We start from the raw sequence: 21,251 nt of genomic DNA, 5'->3' as shown, positions 1-21,251 counted from the left end.
CATGTCGCGGAGACGCTCCGTCCAGAATCAAGGCTCGCTGCCTTCAATCGTCGTCGGTGTCTTCCGCATCGGCGTGGGTTAGAACACGTACTGTGGCGGCGGCGAAGCCTCGACGCAAGAGGAATTGCGCCCGTCGTACCCGTTCCGCCGGGTCCGCGGAGGGCCCACCGTAACGACGACGAAGCTGGGTGGAGGCCAGATCCTGCCAATCCACGTCGGCGGACTCGATCAGCTGGCGGATCACGGCGTCGGCAATGCCCTGGCTGCGCAGTTCCGCGCGGATGCGGGCGGGACCGTAACCCTGGCCTATCCGGCTACGCATGAGCGACGCGGCGAAGCGGTCGTCATCCTGGTAGCCCTGGTCGCCGAGCCGGGCAACCGCGTCCGTGGTCTCCTCACGAGCAAAACCGCCGCGATCAAGCTTTTGCTTGAGTTCGCGGCGGGAGTGCTCGCGCCGGGCCAGCAGGCCGAGCGCCTTGTCGTAGGCGGTGCGGGTGGGGCGATCGGCCGTGCCGTCGCCCTGCCCCGTGCCTTTATCAGACTTCCTCAAGCTCGTCGGCCTCGGTCGAGGCTTCGGCCTTCGGACCCGCCTTCACCAGCAGACGCGAACGCAATTCGGCGTCCACCTCGTTGGCCATGGCCGGGTTGTCGCGCAGGAACTGACGGACATTTTCCTTGCCCTGGCCAATGCGCTCGCCCTTGTAGCTGTACCAGGCGCCGGACTTGTCGATCAGATTCTCGCGCACGCCCAGCTCGATGATCTCGCCTTCACGCGAGGTGCCTTCGCCGTAGAGGATCTCGAACTCGGCCTGGCGGAACGGCGGCGCTACCTTGTTCTTCACGACCTTGACGCGGGTCTCGGAACCGATGACTTCGTCACCCTTCTTGACCGCGCCAATACGGCGGATGTCGAGACGGACCGAGGCGTAGAACTTCAGCGCGTTACCACCAGTGGTGGTTTCCGGGCTGCCGAACATCACGCCGATCTTCATGCGGATCTGGTTGATGAAGATGACCAGGCAGTTGGTCTTCTTGATGTTGGCGGTGAGCTTGCGCAGCGCCTGGCTCATCAGACGGGCGTGCAAGCCGACGTGGGAGTCGCCCATTTCGCCTTCGATTTCCGCCTTGGGGGTGAGCGCGGCGACCGAGTCGATCACGACCATGTCAACGGCGCCGGAGCGCACGAGCATGTCGGCGATCTCGAGGGCCTGCTCACCCGTGTCCGGCTGGCTGACCAGCAGGTCGGCCACGTTCACGCCGAGCTTTTCGGCGTAGCTCGGGTCCAGCGCGTGCTCGGCGTCGACGAAGGCCGCCGTGCCGCCGGCGCGCTGGCAGGATGCGATGGCCTGCAGGGTCAGCGTGGTCTTACCCGAGGATTCCGGACCGTAGATTTCGACAACGCGACCGCGCGGCAGGCCGCCGATACCGAGAGCGATATCCAGGCCGAGCGAACCGGTCGAGACCGTGTCGATCGTATCGTCGGCGCGATCGCCAAGACGCATGACCGCACCCTTGCCGAACTGCTTTTCAATCTGGCCGAGGGCACTCGCCAGCGCCTTGCGCTTATTGTCGTCCATCGTCATATCCGGGTCTCGTGTGTAGATAAGTATCTTGCCCGACCGTGGTCTCAGGGACTGCGATCCGCAATCGCCAAGTGTGCCACAGGCGGCCCGGCTCAGCCCCTGAGCTCGGAGGTCATTCCAGCAAGTGCGCGAGCCACCGTCTGTCGGCGGACGGCCTCGCGATCGCCCGAAAAGTGGAAGAGTTCGGCGCGGGCGTACCCGCCCCGGCGCTTCCAGCCAATCCATACCGTGCCTACCGGCTTATCAGGTGTCCCACCGGACGGTCCCGCGATACCGGTGACCGCCACGGCGACGCCCGCGCCGTACCGGGCCAGCGCGCCGGAAACCATCTCCAGCACCGTCTCCTCGCTGACCGCGCCGGTCCGCTCGAGGGTTCGCGGGTTCACCCCGAGCAGGGACTCCTTTGCGCTGTAGCTATACGTGACGACCCCCGCCTCGAACCACGCCGAGCTTCCGGCCAGGTCGGTAAGCGTCTTGGCGATCCAGCCTCCGGTACACGACTCGGCCGTCGCAACCATCACCCGCCGTTCCTGGGCGGCGGTGGCGACGTCCTGGGCCAACGCCATGAGGTCAGCATCGGAGGGGATGGTGGGCGAATCCATGGGCGGGTCCTGTGGGGAAAGGGAGAGGTTCTACTCCCGGGGCTTTGCGATGTCGATCCGACGACAGAGACGGTTGAGGAATTTTTGAGAAAACTTCTATGACTTCCTGCGTTGTTGCGACGGTGTCATGGCGCTACCATGACAACCATAAGGTGACGTTTTTTCGCTTCAATAAGTTGCCATTACCCGCCCAAAGATCGCTCCCTAAGGTTCGCATCGAAAGGACGCGGGCGAGACCGTGCGTCTCAGGGGAAACGCACCTACAGCGCGCGATGGGCGAGAGCCACTCATCGGTCGTGGTTCGTTCAGTCACCATTTGATCGCTCGAGATTTCCCCGCTCGCAGCGACGCTCGACCGCGGCTCGTAACACACTGAAAACATCGACGTGTCGCACGCCTGACACGAAAAAACGACAACTTATGGAAAGCGGATGTCCGGGACAAATGGTTACAACGGCAACATTCACGAGCCTTACACATTTCCGGCAATTCGGTGCGCCAATGCACACTTGTGCAGTGACGCGCGTCGCGCCAGAAGGCGTTTCACGCATGTTACATGCCAGAAATGTGTGACAAAGGCCTCAAAAACACACACATAGGCCACTGGTCAGAAATTTCTTGTTGCGTTATGTTTACGTCGCGGACAGGGATCCGCCAAAAGGGGTGGGGATACACGGTCGGTAAGACGCAACTATAAGTGGGCGATGCTCTTATCGCTCATGAGGCGCGCGACCATTCTTCGCTGGCACGTTATGCAAGGGCGCAAATGCGCTCGTACAGGATGTTGTATGGATGATTTGCATGTCGCTCGGGGCCGGTTGGCCCGCCGTTCCAGTCAGTTCCAGGGGTATCGCTCAAGCCGCGCGTTTCGCGTGGTGGCACGTCGACAGGCCGCAGCCGATCCGTTCCCCCGGCTCAGCGTCCTTGCCCATTTCGTAGCGCCGTAAACGCTATCCGGCTTCGCCTTCGGCGATGAGCCGCGACGTCTGCTGCCTACGTTTTCACTTTGCCTTTCGATGACTTACGAGCCAAGCGTGAATAGAACCCTGAATCCCATCGCCCTCGGCCTTGTTTCCGCACTTGCCATGCTCCTTTCCGCCTGCGGTACGCCCGCGGCGAAGGACTTCGGCGGCCGCTGGAAGCCGGTCAACAAATACGACGACAAAGTGGTCGAGATCCCGCTCGCCCTGCCTTACACGTACTACGCGGCGCCGATGGACGGCACCCTGAAGACGATGCTGACGCGGTGGACGAAAGACACCGGCCTGAAGCTCGCCTATCGCCTCCGTTCCGACTTCAGTCTCACGCGCGCCGCGTCGGGCATTCACACCACGGAGCTGCGTGACGCCGCGGCGCAGCTGAGCACGATCTATGGCGCGCAAGGTGTCGCCGTGACCGTCAGTGGGTCGGAACTGGTCGTCGAGGAAGTGAGCGCCAGCACCACGCCCGTGCCGGTCGCGGCACCTGCCGCGCCGGGCGCCAAGGTCTCCGCCGCCCAGGCTCCCGTTACCAGCGAACCCACACCTGCCGCCGCTCCCGCGAACGACGAACACGTCGCCGCGAATGCGGACGCCAAGTAAGCGACGACAGGACAGGCCGACCCCATGCTCAACAAGAAAAGTTCGCCGAAGATCGACCAGGCCGTCGCTCACAGCGTCAGCTTTGAAGTCACCCTCGCCGATATAGCCAAGCGAAACGAAAAGCGCGCCTGGATCGTCGCGATTTGCGCACTCGCCGTCTCGGTGATGCTCGGTGCGTGCATTTTGTACATGATGCCGCTGAAGGAAAAAGTTCCGTATCTCATCCTCGCCGATGCGTACTCGGGAACGAGTTCCTTGTCCCGCGTCACCGACGATGTCGTGAATCGCCAGATCACCTCGAGCGAGGCCGTCAACCGCAGCAACGTCGCTCACTTCGTGCTCGCTCGCGAAGCCTATGACCTTGCTCTGACAAATCTACGCGACTGGCCGACGGTCCTGACGATGGCTGCGCCCGATGTCGCGCAGGCCTACATGAATCTGCACGCCGCCAACAACGAGCAGAGCCCGTACAAGGTCTACGGTAAGAGCCGGGCGATCCGGGTGAAGATTCTCAGCATCTCGTTGATCGGTGGTGAGAACGGCCAGACACCCAAAGGCGCGACGGTACGTTTCCAGCGCAACGTGTTCGACAAGGTGAATGGGTCGACGTATCCGCTGGACAACAAGATCGCCACGATCTCGTTCACCTACAAACCCAACCTGCGCATGGACGACCAGAACCGGATCGAGAATCCGCTGGGCTTCCAGGTGACCGGTTACCGCGTCGACAACGACTACGGCTCACTCCCGCCTGCAGAATCGACCGATCCGAACGCCCCGGCGAATCCTGCAGGGCAAGCTCCGGGCGCTGTGCCGGGAGCCCCCGCCGCTGGAGCGCCCGCAGCAGTTTCGCCCGACGGTGCACCCGCGCAGCAGATGGCAGTCCCTAGTGCATACGGCCCGCAGGCACCGGCTCCGGTACCTGGCCAGGCCCCGCAGGCCCAGGCTATCCCGCTTCAGCAGGCCGTCGGCATTCCGCCCTCGCCTATTCCGTCAGAGGCGGCTTATGCCACGCAGCCGCAAGCTGCTGGTCCGACCGCTCCGTATCCGCAGGCCGCCGCGCCCGCGGCTCGTCCCGTGACCCGCGCCGCCAATGGAGGGCGCCGTTAAATGAATCGTTCCAGCAAGCTGAGTCTGGCCTGCAGTCTGGGCTTCGCCCTATCGGGTGTCCTGACCGTGGCCGATGCGGAGACCACTCCGACCACCACCCCCGCGCCGTCCTCCACGGGAACCGCGATCGCGGTGCAGCCGTATGAATACCAGCCCGACCGTATCTACACCGTACGGACAGGCCTCGGCATCACCACGCAGATCGAACTGAGCCCCAACGAAAAGATTCTCGACTACAGCACCGGCTTCAGCAGTGGCTGGGACCTGACCCGTCGCGACAACGTCTTCTACATCAAGCCGAAGAACGTCGATGTCGACACCAACATGATGATCCGCACGGCCACGCACTCCTACATCCTGGAGCTGAAGGTCGTCGCCACGGATTGGAAGACGCTCGACCAGGCCCGTCGCGCGGGGGTGCAGTACAAGGTGACCTTCACCTACCCCGCCGACACGAGTTTCATGAGCGAGTCGAAGAAAGTCGAAGAAACACCTGAACTCGACACGGACCTCGTGAAAGGTCGTGACTACAACTTCGATTACGACTTCTCCAAGTCGCGCAAAGTGGCTCCCTGGCTCGTACCGATCAACGTCTATGACGATGGCCGATTCACGTACATCAAGATGCCGGACCTCAAGCAGTTTCCGACGGGAAACTTCCCGACGATCTACATGCGTGAGAAGGAACATGGAGAAGACTCGGTAGTGAACACCACCGTGGAAGGCAACACCATCGTGGTCCACGGCACGTACAACTACCTGGTTATTCGTCACGACGACAATGTCGTGGGCCTGCGAAGGAACACAAAGAAGTGAGCCCGAACAATCCCTATCAGCCGGACGACGAGTCCAACGGCAGCAACCATGTTCCGCCGTCGAGTGAGCATCACGCCGGCGAGCGTGATCCGCTGGCCGGCAATCCGTATTCGAACCAGCAGCGGCAGGCACCACAGCCGGATCTGGATGGTGCAGCGCCGCATCTGACCACGAACGACATGCGACGCATGAATCGCAGCGCGCTCGGCCTGCTCGGCGGCATCGTGCTGCTGCTCGTGGTCGTTGCGTTCTGGTTGTTCCATACCTCCGGATCGAGGGACAAGCCAGCGAATAAACCGCACGAAGAGACAGTTGTGGTGCCGGATGCACCCATCGCACCGGGCGCTTCCTTCGGCAACCAGCCTGCCAAGGAACCGGATTCGGTCGCACTCTCTCCGTTCCTTCCTCCGGTACAAAACACCCCACCGCCGGTGCCGGTGCAAGTCATGCCGGAGGCTCCTCATCAGCCGACGCTGCTTGAACGTCGCATTGCTGCAGCCAACAACGGCGCTGGCTTCCAGGCAGTGGCCGAAGGGGCGGCCGCACCCGCTCCTGACGCTGGCGCAGCAGGGGGCGCGGGCGGCTTCGGCCTCCCAGGCATGCCCGGGGCCGGCGGACCTCCGCGGATGAGCGCCACCAACAACCTTGCCTATACGGCAAAAGACCTGCCGGATGTTTCTAGCGCAACGCCGCTCCAGCATCCCGACACGCTCATGCTACGCGGCACGTTTATCCGGTGCGTCCTCGAAACACGCATCATCACGGATATCCCCGGCTTCACCTCGTGCGTCGTGACCGAACCCGTCTACTCCTTCACCGGCAAGCGCCTGTTGCTGCCGAAGGGCTCGAAGGTCATGGGCAAGTACGAAATGGAACCGAACGGCCCGCGCGTCGCCGTCATCTGGGACCGAATCGTCACGCCTACTGGTATCGACGTGAACATGGCCAGCCCGGGCATCGACACCTTGGGCGGTGCGGGCCACCCCGGCCTTTATAACGCCCACTGGGGCAGTCGTATCGGCTCAGCGTTGCTTATCAGCTTGCTCAGCGACGCTTTCAAGTACGAAGCAGCCGAGCATGGTCCCCGCCAAACGACGATCAGCAACGGCGTCGTCACGCAGAGTCCGTTCGAAAGCAACACGGCCGACACGATCCAGCAGCTTGCCAACTCTGCCGTGCAACGTCAGGCCAACCGCCCCGCCACCGTCACGATCAACCAGGGCACCGTGCTGGCGATCTATGTAGCCAAGGACGTCGACTTCACCGGCGTGGTTACGAGGTACTGAGACGACTATGGACGACGGCGCACTGGCATCCATCGGCAATGACTTCCTCGAGTACCAGTACGAGGTACTGGGAGTGAAGGATTTCCTTGCCTCATCGGATGTCACCGAAATCTGTATCAACCGCCCCGGCGAGCTCTATCTCGAGCGCCGGGGTGGCTGGCAGCGTGTTGAGGTGCCGTCACTGACGTTCGAACGTGCACGCCAGTTCTGCACCGCCGTCGTCAACGAGAGCAATACCGGTCAGCGAATCACGGATACGGACCCCGTGGTGTCGCTGACCTTTCCCACCGGCCAGCGCGCGCAGTTCGTCATCCCGCCTGCCTGCGAGGCCGGGCGTGTATCGATCACCATTCGCCTCCCGTCGAAGGAGACACGCACCCTCGCGCAGTACAACGAGGACGGATTCTTCAACGAGATCCTCGAAGGCGCGAACACGATCAGCCAGGCTGACAAGGAACTTCTCGATCTACGTGCTGAACGTCGCTACGCGGACTTCTTCCGCCATGCGGTGCTCAACAAGAAGAACATCGTCGTCTCGGGTGCCACCGGAAGTGGCAAAACCACCTTCATGAAGTCGCTCGTGCACCATATCCCCGATGACGAGCGACTGGTCACGATCGAGGATGCGCGCGAGCTGTTCATCGATCAGCCGAACGTCGTGCACCTGATCTATTCCAAGGGTGGCCAAAGCGCCGCCAACGTCACGGCGAAGAGCTGCATGGAAGCCTGCCTGCGCATGAAACCGGACAGGATCATCCTGGCCGAGCTGCGCGGCGATGAGTCGTTTTACTTCATCCGAAATTGCGCATCCGGTCACCCAGGGTCAATCACAAGCTGCCATGCAGGCAGCGTCGAGCAGACCTGGGACCAGCTGGCACTGATGGTAAAGGCGTCCACGGAAGGAGCGGGACTGGAATTCGCGACGATCAAACGACTGCTGATGCTGACGATCGACATCGTGGTTCACATCAAGGCACATGCGGGCCGGCGCTATATCACCGGCATCGATTTCAACCCGGCTCGCGCCCTGGGTGCGAACGGGGGGTAACGCTCACACACACATCGGTCATCAAACAGGAGTTTCAAAGGTGGTACCAGGAATGGAAATGATGGGCTGTCAAAACCTTGCCGTACCGGCCGAGGTGATGCAGCACGTCGTCAACGTGGAGTCGAGCCACAACCCCTACGCCATCGGCGTCGTGGGCGGCAAGCTCGTGCGCCAACCACAGAACCTTCCTGAAGCCGTCGCCACCGTTCGCATGCTGGAAAAGAACGGCTACAACTACTCGCTGGGCGTCGCTCAGGTGAATCGCGCGAACCTCGGCAAGTACGGTCTGGATAGCTATGAAAAGGCTTTCGAATATTGCCCCAACCTGAGCGCCGGCTCGCAGATTCTCGCCCAGTGCTATGCCAGCGCGGGCAAGGATTGGGGCAAGGCCTTCAGTTGCTATTACTCAGGCAACTTCACGACCGGGTACCAGGACGGTTACGTCCAGCGCATTTTCAATTCGATGGCGAAGAGCGGAATGGTCGCCGGTGCCCAGGCGATCCCGCTCGAAGCGACCAAGATCCCCGTGCGGGTCGTCAGCGTTGGCAATGGTGTCACCGGCATCACCACCGACGGCCCCGCTTACCGCGTCGCCATGCGCCGCGTCGTCGACGCCGCCGCCGCATCGGTCATCGGACCAACCGTTGCGTCGGCAACCGGCACGGGGGCGCCAGAGACGACGTCGCTAGCGCGGTCCCAGATGCTCGCGCAGGCGCAGAGCGTGCCCGTGCAGACGTTGCCTGCCGGCGTCGTCCCGGTCACGAACCCGGTATTGACGCCCACGCCTGACGCGCCGCTCGGACCGATTCCGACCGACCCGGCCACGGCGGCCGCGCTGTCCCAGGTTGGCGCTCGGTTACCTCAGGTCGACCTGAGCAAACAGCCAGGCCGAATCCGTACCGACCCCACCACGGCCGCCGTCATGTCCCAGATCGGCGTGTCGGCCAATGCGACAGGAAGCGCTCCGGCGCAAGCGCCGCCACAGGCGGGTGATCCCACTATCTTCGTACCCCAGGTCCGCGGCCCACATGACGCCGCGCCCACCCAGGGAACCGTCACACCGGTTGTGCAACCTGGCCCACGCCAGGACCCGGCCGATCTACGCAACGGAGGCAGCGATGGCGCCTTCGTGTTCTGACCTCATGCCACCCCTACACGTGACGGAGTCCCTGCCTCGTCACGTCGGCCTTCGGGCCACCGCAACCCGGGTCCGCGCCGCGGCCCCGTCCTTCGTCCGGCGGCATCTGCCGTCTCTATCTGAACTGTAAAGAGGAACCTCGTGATGGCCCTGCCCTCCCTGTCCAAGGCGTTTGCCACGTCCAAGAAGCCGCTGATGAACGCCATCGGCACGTTCGCCCTTGTGGCCGCCCTGATGATCCCGAGCCTTGCGCTCGCGCAGGTCGGCGAGACCGGCACCAAGGTGTGCGGCTTCTTCCAGGACATCAACTCACTGCTCAACGCTGCATCCATCGTCGTCGTGACGATCGCGGTGATCTTCTCCGGCTATGGCATCGCCTTCGCGCACAAGCGCATCGCTGACGTGGCTCCGGCCCTGATCGGTGGCGTGATGATCGGCGCAGCGGCTCAGGTCGCCAAGATGGTCGTGGGCGGCAACGGCAGTGGCAGTGGTGCCTCGGCATGCACCCAGAGCAGCGGCGGCAGCAGCACTGCCGGCTTGCTGATCGATGCCATGAATGTAGCGATGCACTTCATCCATATCCATGCATAAGAACGCGCTGTTTCGCGGCTGCACCCGACCGCCCATGTTCATGGGCGTGCCTTATATCCCTTTCTTCATGGGTACGGGCACGGGTCTGTTGTTGGCGATGTACTTCAACTTCTGGTTCCTGCTGCTCATTCCCGTATCGGTCTTCGTGATGCGCCAGATGGCGCGTCGCGATGAAATGATCTTCCGGCTGCTCGCGCTACGCCTGAGGTTCAAGACACTGGTACGGAATGTGCCCGAGCACGACGGAATGTGGGTATTCACGCCGAACAACTACCGCGACGCGTCCAAGGAAAAGAAGCGCAAGTAAGGACAGCCGCCCTGGCACACCGTGCCAGGGCCTTCCCGTTCACCCGGTACCGACGACCATGTTCACTCCAGACGCTCCCATCTCGACGCACATCACCCTATCCACCCACGTCTCGCCTTCGGTGGTGAAGACGAGGGGTGGCGACTTCCTGTTGACCTGGCGTCTCGGGGGACTGCCCTTCGTCGGTCGCGAGGAGTGGGAGCTGGAGCACCGTCACAACAGCTTCAATCGCATGCTGCAAACACTGCGCGCACCCGACTACACGAACGTGGCGTTCTGGGTCCACGATATCCGTCGGCGCCGTGGTATCCGTAACAAGTCGAAGTTTGGCGAGGCGTTCAACCAGACGCTGTCGGACGCGTACTACGAGGCGCTGTCCACGCAGAAGCTGATGCAGAACGAGCTCTACCTGACGATGATTTATCGTCCGGTCGTGAGCGGCAAGGCATTTGCGGAGAAGAGCGCCGATGTGAGCCGCCTCGAGTCCGAGCAGGCCCAGGCGATCACCCAAATACTCGAGCTCGCCGGCAATATCGAGGCCGTGCTCAAGGACTATGCACCGACGCGCCTTGGCATGTACGAGGCACCCAACGGCATCGTGTTTTCGGAGGTGCTCGAGCTATTCGGGTTCATCCTTAACCGCATTGACGAGCCCGTGCCGGTGCTCAAGGCGCCTGTCTACGACTACCTTCCCGTCAGCCGCCAGCGCTTCTCGGCGAAGACTGGCGACTTCGTGCTGACGACGCCTAACGGCGCCAATCATTTCGGGGCGATCCTCAACCTGAAGGAATATGTGGATGCCACGTATCCGGGCATCCTCAACGGCCTGAAGTTCCTCGATTTCGAGTACGTCATCACCCACTCGTTCACGCCCATGGGTCGCCAGGACGCGCTCAAGGCGCTCGATCGCACCAAGGGCATGATGGTGTCCTCGGGCGACAAAGCCGTGAGCCAGATCATCGAGCTTGACCACGCCATGGACCAACTGGCGTCCGGCAACTTCGTCCTGGGTGAGTATCATTTCACCATCGCGATCTATGCGCCAAGCCAGGAAGCGCTTTCGCAGCAGATCGCCACGACCCGCGCCGAACTGTCCAACGCAGGCTTCGTGACGGTGAAGGAAGATCTCGCGGTCACATCAGCCTTCTATGCCCAGTTCCCCGGGAACTGGAAGTACCGCACGCGCCTGGCCAACGTCAGCTCGCTCAACTTCCTCGGCCTGTCGCCGCTGCATAACTTCGCGACCGGCAAGAAGGACCAGAATCCCTGGGGCGACTGTGTCACTACGTTGCAGACGACGAACGGCCAGCCGTACTACTTTAACTTCCACGCCACCCACCCCGCCGAGAACTCGCTGGGTGAGAAGGCCATCGCCAACACCATGGTCATCGGTAAGTCCGGTACCGGTAAGACGGCGCTGATCAACTTCCTGCTCAGCCAGGTACAGAAGCTCGACCCGGCACCGACGATCTTCTTCTTCGATAAGGACCGCGGTGCCGAGATCTTCGTGCGCGCGTGCGGCGGCAACTACCTCGCCCTGGAAAACGGCAAGCCCACCGGCTTCAACCCGTTCCAGTGCGAGCGCACTGAAGAGAACGTGCAGTTCCTTGGCAACCTGATCAAGGTATTGGCCGGCAAAAGCATCTACAGCTCGCGCGAGGAAGAAGACATCTTCCGCGCCGTCGAAAGCATGCTCGACACGCCGATGCACCTGCGCAACATGACCAACTTTCAGAAGAGCCTGCCGAATCTTGGCGACGATGGCATCTTTATCCGTATGCGCAAGTGGACCGCGGGCAACGCGCTGGGCTGGGTCTTCGATAATCCTCGTGACACCGTCGATCTCAGCAAAGCCAACATCATCGGCTTCGACTACACGGACATCATCGACAACCCGGAGGTCCGCGCCCCGGTCATCAACTACCTCCTGCACCGCCTGGAAGAGTTGATCGACGGTCGTCGCCTGATCTACGTCATGGACGAATTCTGGAAGATTCTCGACGGCAAGGGTGGCCTGAAGGAATTCGCCAAGAACAAGCAGAAGACCATTCGTAAGCAGAACGGTATGGGCATTTTCGCCACCCAGAGTCCCGAGGACGCGTTGGCCAGCGATATCGCCTCCGCCCTCGTGGAGCAGACCGCGACCATGATCCTCCTGCCCAACCCCAACGCCAGCCGCGAAGACTATGTCGAAGGCCTGAAGCTGACTGATGCCGAGTACAACGTGGTCGTCAGCCTCGACGAACGGTCGCGCTGCTTCCTGGTCAAGCAGGGTCACGGATCCGCCGTCTGCCAGCTCAACCTGCGCGGCATGGACGATGCCCTGGCGGTGATCTCTGCATCGACAGACAACATCGAAATCATGCACGAAGTGCTGCAGGTGCGCGCGGAAGCCGAAGGTGTCTCCACCGACGCGCTGCGCCCCGAACAGTGGCTCGAAACGTTCTACGAAAGCCGCAAGGGAAGCGGCAAGGGACCCTCGCGGCCGTCGCCGGGTTCTTCAAGGCGTGCAGCCTGATCATCCCTGCGAATACATTGAATACGGAATACACACCATGAGCCCGACGACATCCCTGCGCAGATCCCTGGCCCGACGCCTGCCGCAGATCTTGCTTAGCGCTTCCCTCACGCTGGCCGTGGGCGCATACACCCAACAAGCTCATGCGCAGTGGCTCGTCGAGGATGTCACGGCCGTGACGAACGCGGCCACTGAATACGGTCTACAGGCGGGTCGCTGGGCCGATACGGTCAAACAGTATTCCGACACGATTGCGCATTACCAGTCGGAGGTTGCCTACTGGCAGAGCGTCTATTCAAAGCTTTCGACATTCAACCTCCAACTGTTTGCCGCGACCAACCAATTCAAGCGCATCCCCGACGATTACGGGGTAAAGGACGAGTGTCCGGGCGTCAGTGGCGGTCTGGCCGGTGACATCACGAGTGCGCTGTCGTCGTTCCTGCCAGACATGGGCGGTGATGTGATCAAACAGCAGACACAGCTTTGCCAGATGATCGCCATGACCAAGAACCGAAAGTACAACACCTCGGTGGATTACCTGCTTTACGTCGCCTCGCAGAGCCAGAACCTGCTCGATATCCAGAAGCAGCGCATCACAGAGGTGGGGTCATCGCCCGGAAACCTTGCCTCCAACGACGCCGAAGTGAACCGTTACGGAACCAATCTCGCCACGGCTCGCGAGCACTGGGAGTCGGACATGAAGCAGTCCGACTTGCAGATCGAAATGCTGATGAAGATGCAATCCACGCTTTCGCGCCGCGCCATGAACGGCGAGCCGAGCGCGTTGGGAACGTTGGTCAACGTGGCCGCCCTCAAAGCGGCGTTCACACCGAAGTAAGAATGGATCATGGAGTGGCTCCCGACGGGAGCCACGCTTCGCGGCAAGGTCAACCTGCCCGGCACTGGAAATAGGCAAAAATGCCAAATATTGCGGATTACGTTTACTACCGTCTCGTCTACGATTATCTCAACGACCAGATTGCCGAGTTCGGCATGGATCTCATGAAGCGGATGATGACCTGGGCCAGCGCCATAGCGCTGACCTTGGTCACGCTATGGATCATCGTGCAAGGCTTTCGTATCGCCACCGGCCGCTCTCGCGAATCGCTGATGGAAGTGGTGATCAACATGGGTCGCATCGTGGTCGTCGTCGCTGCTGCCACCACCATGGCGCTGGCGGGGCGTGACCTCCACACATTCCTGACGACTGACCTTGATATGGAGATCCACCAGCTCTTTACGGGGAACGCAAACCAGACGACGGCGGATGCGATCGACGAAAACCTGGCGTATACGCAGCTCGCGCTCAGCACGATCAATGCCGTGCAGGTGATACCTGGCGATGTCGAAATGCAGACCGCCAAGGATCGTTCCAACTGGATCGCCACCTTCGGCACTGCCAGCCCGCCGATGACCGCTGGCGCCATGTTGTTGCTCTATCAGTTCGCTATTGCTCTGTTCATCGGCCTCGGGCCACTCTTCATCCTGTGCTTGATCTTCGACCAGACGAAGGACCTGTTCAAACGATGGCTGATGTACGGCATAGGCACGATCTTCTCGATGGCCCTGCTCAGCGTAGTGGCCAGCATGGTGCTCGGGCTCACTGTCCGCGTCAGCGCGGCTCTCTGGGGCGCGAAGATCATCAATTCGATCATGGGTAACAGCACCGAAGGCCTGACCAGCGTCGCCATGCAGCAAGGCGGTATCGGTCTGCTGCTTTCGATCCTGATTGTTTCCGTGCCACCGATGGCGGCGATGTTCTTCCAGGGCACGCTGGGTAGCGCGCTTACTTATTCGGTGTTCCAGGGTGCTGGTAGCAAGCCAGGGCCGCAGGGGCAGCCGGCTGGATCGTGGGCGGACAGGAAAGCGACGCCGTCGATGCAAACGAATAGCAGCCCTGAACTTCGTCACGATGCTGGCGGTTTCGCTACACGCGTCTCCGGCTCCCAGGCACCTCTTCATCACGATACCGTCAAGCAAGCAACTCAAAGACCAGCACCATGACTAAAACAATCATTGCACTAGTTCTTCTTGCCGCATCGATTCTCTTGAATGTAGCGAACGCGGAGGGTGGATGTCCTCCCGGTCAATATCCGCAGCAGGGGCAAGGATGGCAAACATGCGTCCCGATACCCAACGCAAGCAGCAACAACGGCGCAAGCCAGATTACGCATGTGCCGTCAACCTGGCGCGATCAATGGCAAGCTGTCGCAACGGATACGCCGCACGGCGTCCTTGGTAAGTCGATCGACAAGATTTCCGGCCCCGAAGCTGAGGCGGCGGCAATGTCCGACTGCCGGACCAAGGGCGGTGTCGATTGCCGTATAGAGATCTCAATTTCTAACGGCTGCGTCGCGATGGTGGTCGGAAGCAAGTTCATGAACGTAAAAGCTTCCGAAAATCAGAACGAGGCAAAGAAGCTGGCCATGTCACAGTGCCAGTCAGATGACACAAACTGCCGCGTGTACTACTCGGAATGCAGCCTTCCGATCGAGGTCCCCCTGTGAAGAGTGGCGCGTCACGGAAGCGCTCATGACAATAGTTACGACGAGGGATCAAATGGAAGCTAAAGAGTCCATAGAGTGCCGGGTAAAATAAGCCGATGAAAAGAAGGGTCTTCGTACATCTCGTCGTCCTGTTCGTCACTTGCATGATCTTCGACCAGACGAAGGATCTGTTCAAACGATGGCTTATGTACGGCATAGGCACGATCTTCTCGATGGCCCTGCTCAGCGTAGTGGCCAGCATGGTGCTCGGACTCACTATCCGCGTCAGCGCGGCCCTTTGGGGCGCAAAGATCATCAATTCGATCATGGGTAACAGCACCGAAGGTCTGACCAGTGTCGCCATGCAGCAAGGCGGTATCGGTCTGCTGCTTTCGATCCTGATTGTTTCCGTGCCACCGATGGCGGCGATGTTCTTCCAGGGCACGCTGGGTAGCGCGCTTACTTACTCGGTGTTCCAGGGTGCTGGTAGCAAGCCTGGGCCGCAGGGGCAGCCGGCTGGATCTTGGTCACAACGCTCTCTGCCGCCTCCGGAACAGCAGCACACCGGTCAGCAGCCGCACAGCGCCCTGGGTGGCTTTGCCACTCGCGTAGCCGCGCCACAGGGTCCTGCACAACAAGAAGCCGTTAAGCAAGATGCATCTAGGTACACGCCATGAAAAAAAACATCTTGTTCCTCCTCGTTCTACTGATGCTCAGTTGCATGAACGTTGTCCACGCAGAGGGCGGTTGCCCACCCGGACAGTATCCGCAGCAAGGGCAGGGCTGGCAGACCTGCGTGCCAATTCCGAATTCGGAAGCAGCGCCGCGCGGGGCCCAACCCGTCCACGTCCCGTCCAAGTGGCTTGATCAGTGGCAAGCAATCGCGACTGACACGACGAAAGGAATAATGGGCACCTCGGCCGACAAAGTAAGCTGGGAAACCGCTGAAGCCGCGGCTATTTCTGACTGCCGGTCCAAAGGCGGCGACAGTTGCAAGGTGGACATCTCATACGCAAATGGTTGCGTCGCAATGGTATTTGGCAACGCCTATAAGAACGCGAAAGGTGGCCCAAACGAAACGGAGGCCAAGAAACGTGCGATGGCACAGTGCAACACGGACGATACAAACTGCCACGTGTACTACTCGGCGTGCAGCTTGCCAATTGAAGTTCCTCAGTAGTTACGACAATGGGTCAAGTAGCGGCTAAAGAGTCCAGGGATTGCTAATTAAAATGAGCCGGATGAAAAGAAGGGGCTTCGTACATTTCGTCGCCCTGTCCGTCACCTGCATGATCTTTGACCAAACGAAGAACCTGTTCAAACGATGGCTTATGTACGGCATAGGCACGATCTTCTCGATGGCCCTGCTCAGTGTGGTGGCCAGCATGGTGCTCGGACTCACCATCCGCGTCAGCGCGGCCCTTTGGGGCGCAAAGATCATCAATTCGATCATGGGTAACAGCACCGAAGGTCTGACCAGCGTCGCCATGCAGCAAGGCGGTATCGGTCTGCTGCTTTCGATCCTGATTGTCTCCGTGCCACCGATGGCGATGTTCTTCCAGGGCACGCTGGGTAGCGCGCTTACTTACTCGGTGTTCCAGGGTGCTGGTAGCAAGCCTGGGCCGCAGGGGCAGCCGGCTGGGTCTTGGGGCCAACGCCCGAACACTCCGAGCACTCAGCAGTATGTAGGTCAGGAGGGCAACCACTCTTTGGGTTCATTCACGACGAGGGTTTCTTCCGGCACCCAGGCCCCGACGCAACAAGAGACTGTCAAGCAAGGCACATCTAGGCGCACATCATGACGCGAAACTTTGTCGCGACAATTTTCCTTCTCATCTGTTGCGTGGGCTTGGCTCACGCAGAGGGAGGCTGCCCTCCGGGACAGTACCCTCAGCAAGGTCAAGGCTGGCAGACGTGCGTGCCTATACCTAGCGGGAACGCTGAGGATCAGGCCTCGCTACCAATTCATGTGCCTTCGGGCTGGCGTTCACAGTGGCAGGCAATCGCGACCGACACGTCAAAAGGGATAATGGGAACGTCGATAGACATTTCTACTCCCGAAGGATCGGTGAACGCTGCGTTGGCAGATTGCAGGAAAAAGGGAGGCGTCAACTGCCAAACTGAGATCGCCTACGGCAATGGATGCGTGGCACTGGTATTCGGCAACAAGTTGATGAATTCGAAAGGGGACGTCAACCTCAAACAGGCTGAGCGACGTGCCATGGATAAGTGCAACGAGGAAGACACGAATTGCCATGTCTATTACTCGGCCTGCAGCTTGCCTATCGAGGTGCCGCTGTAATTGAAGTGTTGCCAAGTTCCCAGAAAGTGGAGCTCTTCAATCGAAATGCAAAGGACTGTAGACGGTTAACCGACAGCGGTCCTGCGCCAGGTTGCCGATCGCGTTCCTCGGTAGTTAAGACAATGGGTCAAGTAGCAGCTAAAGAGTCTAGGGATTGCTAGTTAAAATGAGCCGATGAAAAGAAGGGTCTTCGTACATCTCGTCGTCCTGTTCGTCACTTGCATGAGCTTCGACCAGACGAAGGATCTGTTCAAACGATGGCTGATTTACGGCATAGGCACGATGTTTTCGATGGCACTGCTGCTTTCGATCCTGATTGTTTCCGTGCCACCGATGGCGGCGATGTTCTTCCAGGGCACGCTGGGTAGCGCGCTTACTTACTCGGTGTTCCAGGGTGCTGGTAGCAAGCCAAGGCCGCAGGGGCAGCCGGATGGGTCTTGGGGCCAGCGCTCGAACACTCCGAGCACTCAGCAGTATGGAGGTCGGTGGAAAGTAGCAATGAAAGCTGAATCGTTCCTCTGCGCAGTCAGCTACCTTGCGTTGTTAGTGGGATGTGCGTGGCTGGGATCGGAAACCAGGCGCTGCCGCCGTGCCCTCGGATGGCAGCAATGAGAAGGCCGCGATTTCGGAAGGACTGGCCAGGTGCGACCGAGATGGGGTTTCCGGTTGCTGGGTGTTTTACTCCGGCTGCAGTCTTCCCATCGAACTTCCGCGGTAATCAGGTTGCTGCCGTCACGCCGAGCACCGCGCTGCTCTACATCGAACAGTGAACTTTCAAGTAAAAACAAGGATGCCAAGATGACAAAGTGGATGTTCCTCGCGATGGCTATGTTCGCAGGCCCTGCCAGCGCTCAGCTACTCACCTATCGCGCGGGCGATCCGTTCGTGTTCTGCACTTACGGTCAGATCAATCCTTTACGCTGCTGGATCCCCATATCAGCGGCCGCCGCAACTGTTTGGACCGATCCGACGTGTGATCCGCCCAATGCACCCTATGGTCGCCCATGGACACCTGACGATTACGCGTCGCTCAAGGAGTGGTACTTAATCTGCCCGGGCGTTGGCCAGGGCGTCTGGAAGGGACCGGGGACGGGACAGGAAGCACCCATGTTCCACTAGGAGTTAGCGCGAACACATCCTCAGCGTAGGGGCGGCGGTCGATGACAAACCCACGAAGTTCCACCCTGTAGGAAGAAACGGCACATCCATGAAGATTCAAAGCACACTTCGATTGCTCCTGCTGACCGGTTTTGGCATCGTCACGACGGTCAGTGCGCAAAGCGCCAATCCATACGCGCGGCCTCAGTCCACTCCGAATGTTTCGACGCCAGCAAAAGGAAACGCTATGAACGACCTGACAGCGTTCGCGACCGGTGGCGCGAAGGTTTTCGAGTCTGTCAGGGGCGATCTAACCGGTGAGGGCCGGTCCGACGTGCTGCTGGTGCTGGATCCGCCACAGACAAGCACGGAGAAGCTAGGCCAAGGCCCCTCTCGCCACGTCGTTCTCCTTTTACGCGATGAGGCAGGTCAGCTTCATAGGGCATCCGCGAACATCCTCATCGTCCCCTGCTCCCTTTGCGGCGGCGTGGCTGGAGATCCCTATGCGTATTCGCGCATAGGTAAAGGTCAGTTCACGATCGTGATCGGTGGCGGTAGCCGCGAACGCTGGACGGATGAGTACACCTTCACATACGTAGGTGCTAAGAAGGACTGGTTTATCTCCTCAGCGGTTCGCAAGGTGTTCGATACGGACACCGACAAGGAAAAGCACGTCGACCTGACCGCGAAGGAGCTCGGCACAGTGTCCTTCGCCGATTTCGATCCCGGCAAGCTCCCGGAAGTAGCACTGCCCTAACGCACAGAATGCAACACCCCGCCCGGATGGCGGGATCGGCCAGCAGGAAGCAAAGCCACCCCGAAAATCAAACAGGAGTTACACATGACGATTGACCGTTCTAACCCGACGCATGCCGGCGACGCGCCCCTGCGCGCATCTCGCCGAATGAGCAAGCTCCTGCTCGCGGGTGCCCTGGCTGCTCAGCTGGCTGTCCTTCCCCTTCTCGCACACGCGTCCGAGGCCTTGCCTCTTGCGACCAAGCTGCCGGCCGCGGCGAAGCTACCGAAGGATTTCACCGCATACGGCTCCGCGCCGATCGAGGGCGGCGAATGTGTTGCCGGAGACGCCACCAAGGAAGGCCTTGACGGTCGCGCCGTCGTCTACTTCAAGGATGCCAAGACACAGCAGCCGCGCTGGATCACGGCCATTCCGCTGCCCTCGGACTGGTATCAGAATCGCGCCACGCACTGTTTCGCGATGGGTGGCTCGCTATTCGTTCTGGTGCAGAGCGATACCAGCCAGCGATCATCGATCTCGCAGACGCTGCTGAACGTGGTTGAGCTTTCCCCCACGACCGGCAAGATCGTCGCGAACCAGGATGCGGACGTTCCCGGCGTGGACGCTGGTTACTCGTCGTGGGTCGACAAGGGTAACGAGGGTTTTCATGAGGAAAAAGGTCAGATCAAGATCTCCGGCCAGTACTTCCTCATGAGCGATCCCAATAAGCGGATTCCGTTCACGGCGACCCTCCCCGCTCATGCGTCGAAGTAACCACAAGGACCGTAGCCATGACGACACCACAACAGCAATTCATTGCCGACATCTACCCTTCCGTACGTAAGGTCGCTGACGAAACCGGCGTCTCGGCGGAACTGCTTCTCGCGCAGGCTGCAGCAGAGACGGGTTGGGGGCAGAAGGTTCTGCACGGCACGAATAATCTCTACAACATCAAGGCTGACCCCAGCTGGCATGGCGAGTCGAAGACATTCGAAGTGCCGGAATTCAGGAACCGGCACAAGGTCATGGAAGACGCGAAATTCCGCGTCTACGACTCGTACGAGGCCTCGATCAAGGATCGGATCAAGTTTGTCCAGGAGAACCCTACGTACGCCAAGCACGGGCTTCTCAATCCCGGCGTGAAGGGTAACCTTGTAAAGGAAGCTCAGGCTCTGCAGGCCGCCGGCTATGCCACCGACCCGGACTACGCCAAGAATCTAATCGACATCGCTAACGGGCCGACCATGCGCAAGGGCATCGCCCTGGCAGAAGGTCGCGCGGAGCCCGAACACGTCCAGGGTCCAGGCAAGGCGCATGGGCCGACTCATGGACAGCCACAGCTGCAGGGCGACCATCTCCGCAAGGGTGGCGAAGGCACCCACGTGACTGAACTCCAGACGTCACTGCAGAAGCTAGGCTACACCAGCCCTGACGGTACGCCCTTGGGCACCGACGGCAAGTTCGGCGGGAACACCGAACTAGCGCTGAGAGCCTTCCAGCGCGACCACCAACTCAAGGACGATGGCGTCGCCGGCCCGAAGACGCTGGACGCCCTGAAGGAAGCCCAACAGAGGCCAACGGCTACCACCCTCGCCGATCCAAAACACCAGGCACACGGCATGTACTCGCAGGCGGAGGCTGGCGTGCACCGTATCGATCGCGAGCACGGCCGTGAGCCGACACTTCAGAGCGGACAGCTGGCGGGATCTTTGACGGCATCCGCCGTGACGGCGCAGATGAACCGCATCGATCACGTGGTGCTCAACGACGACGCCAGCAAACTCTATGCGGTGCAGGGCGATCTGAACTCTCCGTTCAAGTCGTTCGCCGAGGTCGATGTGCTACGTGGATTGAATACCCCGTTGGCGCAGAGCACGCAGGTCGCCGATGAGCAGCTTTCCCGCACCGCTTTACAGGAACAGGCGCCGCAAGTGGCGCAGCCCGCGCAACAGCAGCCACAGCCCCTCGCGCCGCACGTTTCAGGACCAAGCCACTGATCCATCTTTAACGGCTTCCGCCACGGACGGCGGATTTGCCAAGCCAGGGGATG

At 60.6% G+C, this 21,251-nt stretch carries 21 protein-coding genes and 2 pseudogenes; 20 read left to right on the top strand and 3 right to left on the bottom strand.

Annotated elements, in window-relative coordinates:
* Positions 1–43: 43 nt before the first annotated feature.
* The 3 genes from HB634_RS06055 to HB634_RS06045 form a co-directional block, all read right to left on the bottom strand.
* The gene (locus HB634_RS06055) at positions 44–550 is read right to left on the bottom strand and encodes a regulatory protein RecX (protein ID WP_063570710.1); all 507 of its coding nucleotides are present in this window, start codon (positions 548–550) and stop codon (positions 44–46) included.
* Positions 537–1,577, bottom strand: a complete 1,041-nt coding sequence (gene recA / locus HB634_RS06050) for a recombinase RecA (protein WP_063570725.1) — start codon at positions 1,575–1,577, stop codon at positions 537–539. Before recA ends, HB634_RS06055 begins: the two co-directional genes overlap by 14 nt.
* Positions 1,578–1,675: 98 nt before the next feature.
* Complete coding sequence (locus HB634_RS06045; protein ID WP_213947933.1) at positions 1,676–2,185, bottom strand: CinA family protein; 510 nt, start codon at positions 2,183–2,185, stop codon at positions 1,676–1,678.
* A gap of 1,085 nt (positions 2,186–3,270) precedes the next feature.
* Between HB634_RS06045 and HB634_RS06040 the strand changes: the two are divergent.
* The 20 genes and pseudogenes from HB634_RS06040 to HB634_RS05945 all read left to right on the top strand — a co-directional run.
* Positions 3,271–3,672, top strand: a pseudogene (locus HB634_RS06040) (hypothetical protein); the annotation flags it as partial.
* A gap of 117 nt (positions 3,673–3,789) precedes the next feature.
* A complete protein-coding gene (locus HB634_RS06035; protein WP_213947932.1) occupies positions 3,790–4,875 on the top strand; it encodes a type IV secretion system protein in 1,086 nt (361 codons plus the stop codon).
* On the top strand, positions 4,876–5,691 hold the full coding sequence (locus tag HB634_RS06030; RefSeq protein ID WP_213947931.1) for a TrbG/VirB9 family P-type conjugative transfer protein: 816 nt from the start codon (positions 4,876–4,878) through the stop codon (positions 5,689–5,691).
* On the top strand, positions 5,688–6,977 hold the full coding sequence (locus HB634_RS06025; RefSeq protein WP_063570706.1) for a TrbI/VirB10 family protein: 1,290 nt from the start codon (positions 5,688–5,690) through the stop codon (positions 6,975–6,977). The genes HB634_RS06030 and HB634_RS06025 overlap by 4 nt, the downstream gene beginning before the upstream one ends.
* Positions 6,978–6,984: 7 nt before the next feature.
* Complete coding sequence (virB11, locus tag HB634_RS06020; RefSeq protein WP_213947930.1) at positions 6,985–8,025, top strand: P-type DNA transfer ATPase VirB11; 1,041 nt, start codon at positions 6,985–6,987, stop codon at positions 8,023–8,025.
* A 40-nt stretch (positions 8,026–8,065) separates the two neighbouring features.
* Positions 8,066–8,497, top strand: a pseudogene (locus tag HB634_RS23050) (lytic transglycosylase domain-containing protein); the annotation flags it as partial.
* 810 nt (positions 8,498–9,307) lie between these two features.
* Positions 9,308–9,754, top strand: coding sequence for a TrbC/VirB2 family protein (locus HB634_RS06010; RefSeq protein ID WP_063570703.1), 447 nt, complete (start codon positions 9,308–9,310; stop codon positions 9,752–9,754).
* Positions 9,747–10,061, top strand: a complete 315-nt coding sequence (locus HB634_RS06005; protein WP_046966117.1) for a VirB3 family type IV secretion system protein — start codon at positions 9,747–9,749, stop codon at positions 10,059–10,061. The genes HB634_RS06010 and HB634_RS06005 overlap by 8 nt, the downstream gene beginning before the upstream one ends.
* 58 nt (positions 10,062–10,119) lie before the next feature.
* Complete coding sequence (locus tag HB634_RS06000) at positions 10,120–12,579, top strand: VirB4 family type IV secretion/conjugal transfer ATPase (RefSeq protein WP_213947928.1); 2,460 nt, start codon at positions 10,120–10,122, stop codon at positions 12,577–12,579.
* A 37-nt stretch (positions 12,580–12,616) separates the two neighbouring features.
* Positions 12,617–13,417 carry a hypothetical protein gene (locus HB634_RS05995; protein WP_213947927.1) on the top strand — a complete coding sequence of 267 codons (801 nt, stop codon included), beginning with the start codon at positions 12,617–12,619 and terminating at the stop codon, positions 13,415–13,417.
* A gap of 80 nt (positions 13,418–13,497) precedes the next feature.
* Positions 13,498–14,583 (top strand): type IV secretion system protein, encoded by a 1,086-nt coding sequence (locus HB634_RS05990; RefSeq protein WP_213947926.1) that lies wholly within the window; start codon positions 13,498–13,500, stop codon positions 14,581–14,583.
* The gene (locus HB634_RS05985) at positions 14,580–15,086 is read left to right on the top strand and encodes a DUF4189 domain-containing protein (RefSeq protein WP_213947925.1); all 507 of its coding nucleotides are present in this window, start codon (positions 14,580–14,582) and stop codon (positions 15,084–15,086) included. Before HB634_RS05990 ends, HB634_RS05985 begins: the two co-directional genes overlap by 4 nt.
* Positions 15,087–15,181: 95 nt before the next feature.
* Positions 15,182–15,742, top strand: coding sequence for a type IV secretion system protein (locus HB634_RS05980; protein ID WP_213947924.1), 561 nt, complete (start codon positions 15,182–15,184; stop codon positions 15,740–15,742).
* Complete coding sequence (locus HB634_RS05975; protein ID WP_213947923.1) at positions 15,739–16,245, top strand: DUF4189 domain-containing protein; 507 nt, start codon at positions 15,739–15,741, stop codon at positions 16,243–16,245. The genes HB634_RS05980 and HB634_RS05975 overlap by 4 nt, the downstream gene beginning before the upstream one ends.
* A gap of 52 nt (positions 16,246–16,297) precedes the next feature.
* The gene (locus HB634_RS05970) at positions 16,298–16,867 is read left to right on the top strand and encodes a type IV secretion system protein (RefSeq protein ID WP_213947922.1); all 570 of its coding nucleotides are present in this window, start codon (positions 16,298–16,300) and stop codon (positions 16,865–16,867) included.
* Positions 16,864–17,367: a DUF4189 domain-containing protein gene (locus tag HB634_RS05965; RefSeq protein ID WP_213947921.1), complete on the top strand. Its 504-nt coding sequence runs from the start codon at positions 16,864–16,866 to the stop codon at positions 17,365–17,367. The genes HB634_RS05970 and HB634_RS05965 overlap by 4 nt, the downstream gene beginning before the upstream one ends.
* Before the next feature lie 222 nt (positions 17,368–17,589).
* Positions 17,590–17,979 carry a hypothetical protein gene (locus tag HB634_RS05960; RefSeq protein ID WP_213947920.1) on the top strand — a complete coding sequence of 130 codons (390 nt, stop codon included), beginning with the start codon at positions 17,590–17,592 and terminating at the stop codon, positions 17,977–17,979.
* Positions 17,980–18,574: 595 nt separating this feature from the next.
* Positions 18,575–19,222: a hypothetical protein gene (locus HB634_RS05955; RefSeq protein WP_255548402.1), complete on the top strand. Its 648-nt coding sequence runs from the start codon at positions 18,575–18,577 to the stop codon at positions 19,220–19,222.
* Positions 19,223–19,306: 84 nt separating this feature from the next.
* Positions 19,307–19,975, top strand: coding sequence for a hypothetical protein (locus tag HB634_RS05950; RefSeq protein WP_213947919.1), 669 nt, complete (start codon positions 19,307–19,309; stop codon positions 19,973–19,975).
* A 17-nt stretch (positions 19,976–19,992) separates the two neighbouring features.
* Positions 19,993–21,198 (top strand): XVIPCD domain-containing protein, encoded by a 1,206-nt coding sequence (locus HB634_RS05945; protein WP_213947918.1) that lies wholly within the window; start codon positions 19,993–19,995, stop codon positions 21,196–21,198.
* Positions 21,199–21,251 lie beyond the last annotated feature (53 nt).

Source organism: Luteibacter sp. dw_328, assembly GCF_018449605.1.
GTDB lineage: Bacteria > Pseudomonadota > Gammaproteobacteria > Xanthomonadales > Rhodanobacteraceae > Luteibacter.
The sequence above is the reverse complement of the archived record's forward strand: the minus strand, read 5'-3'. Positions and strand labels throughout refer to the sequence as shown.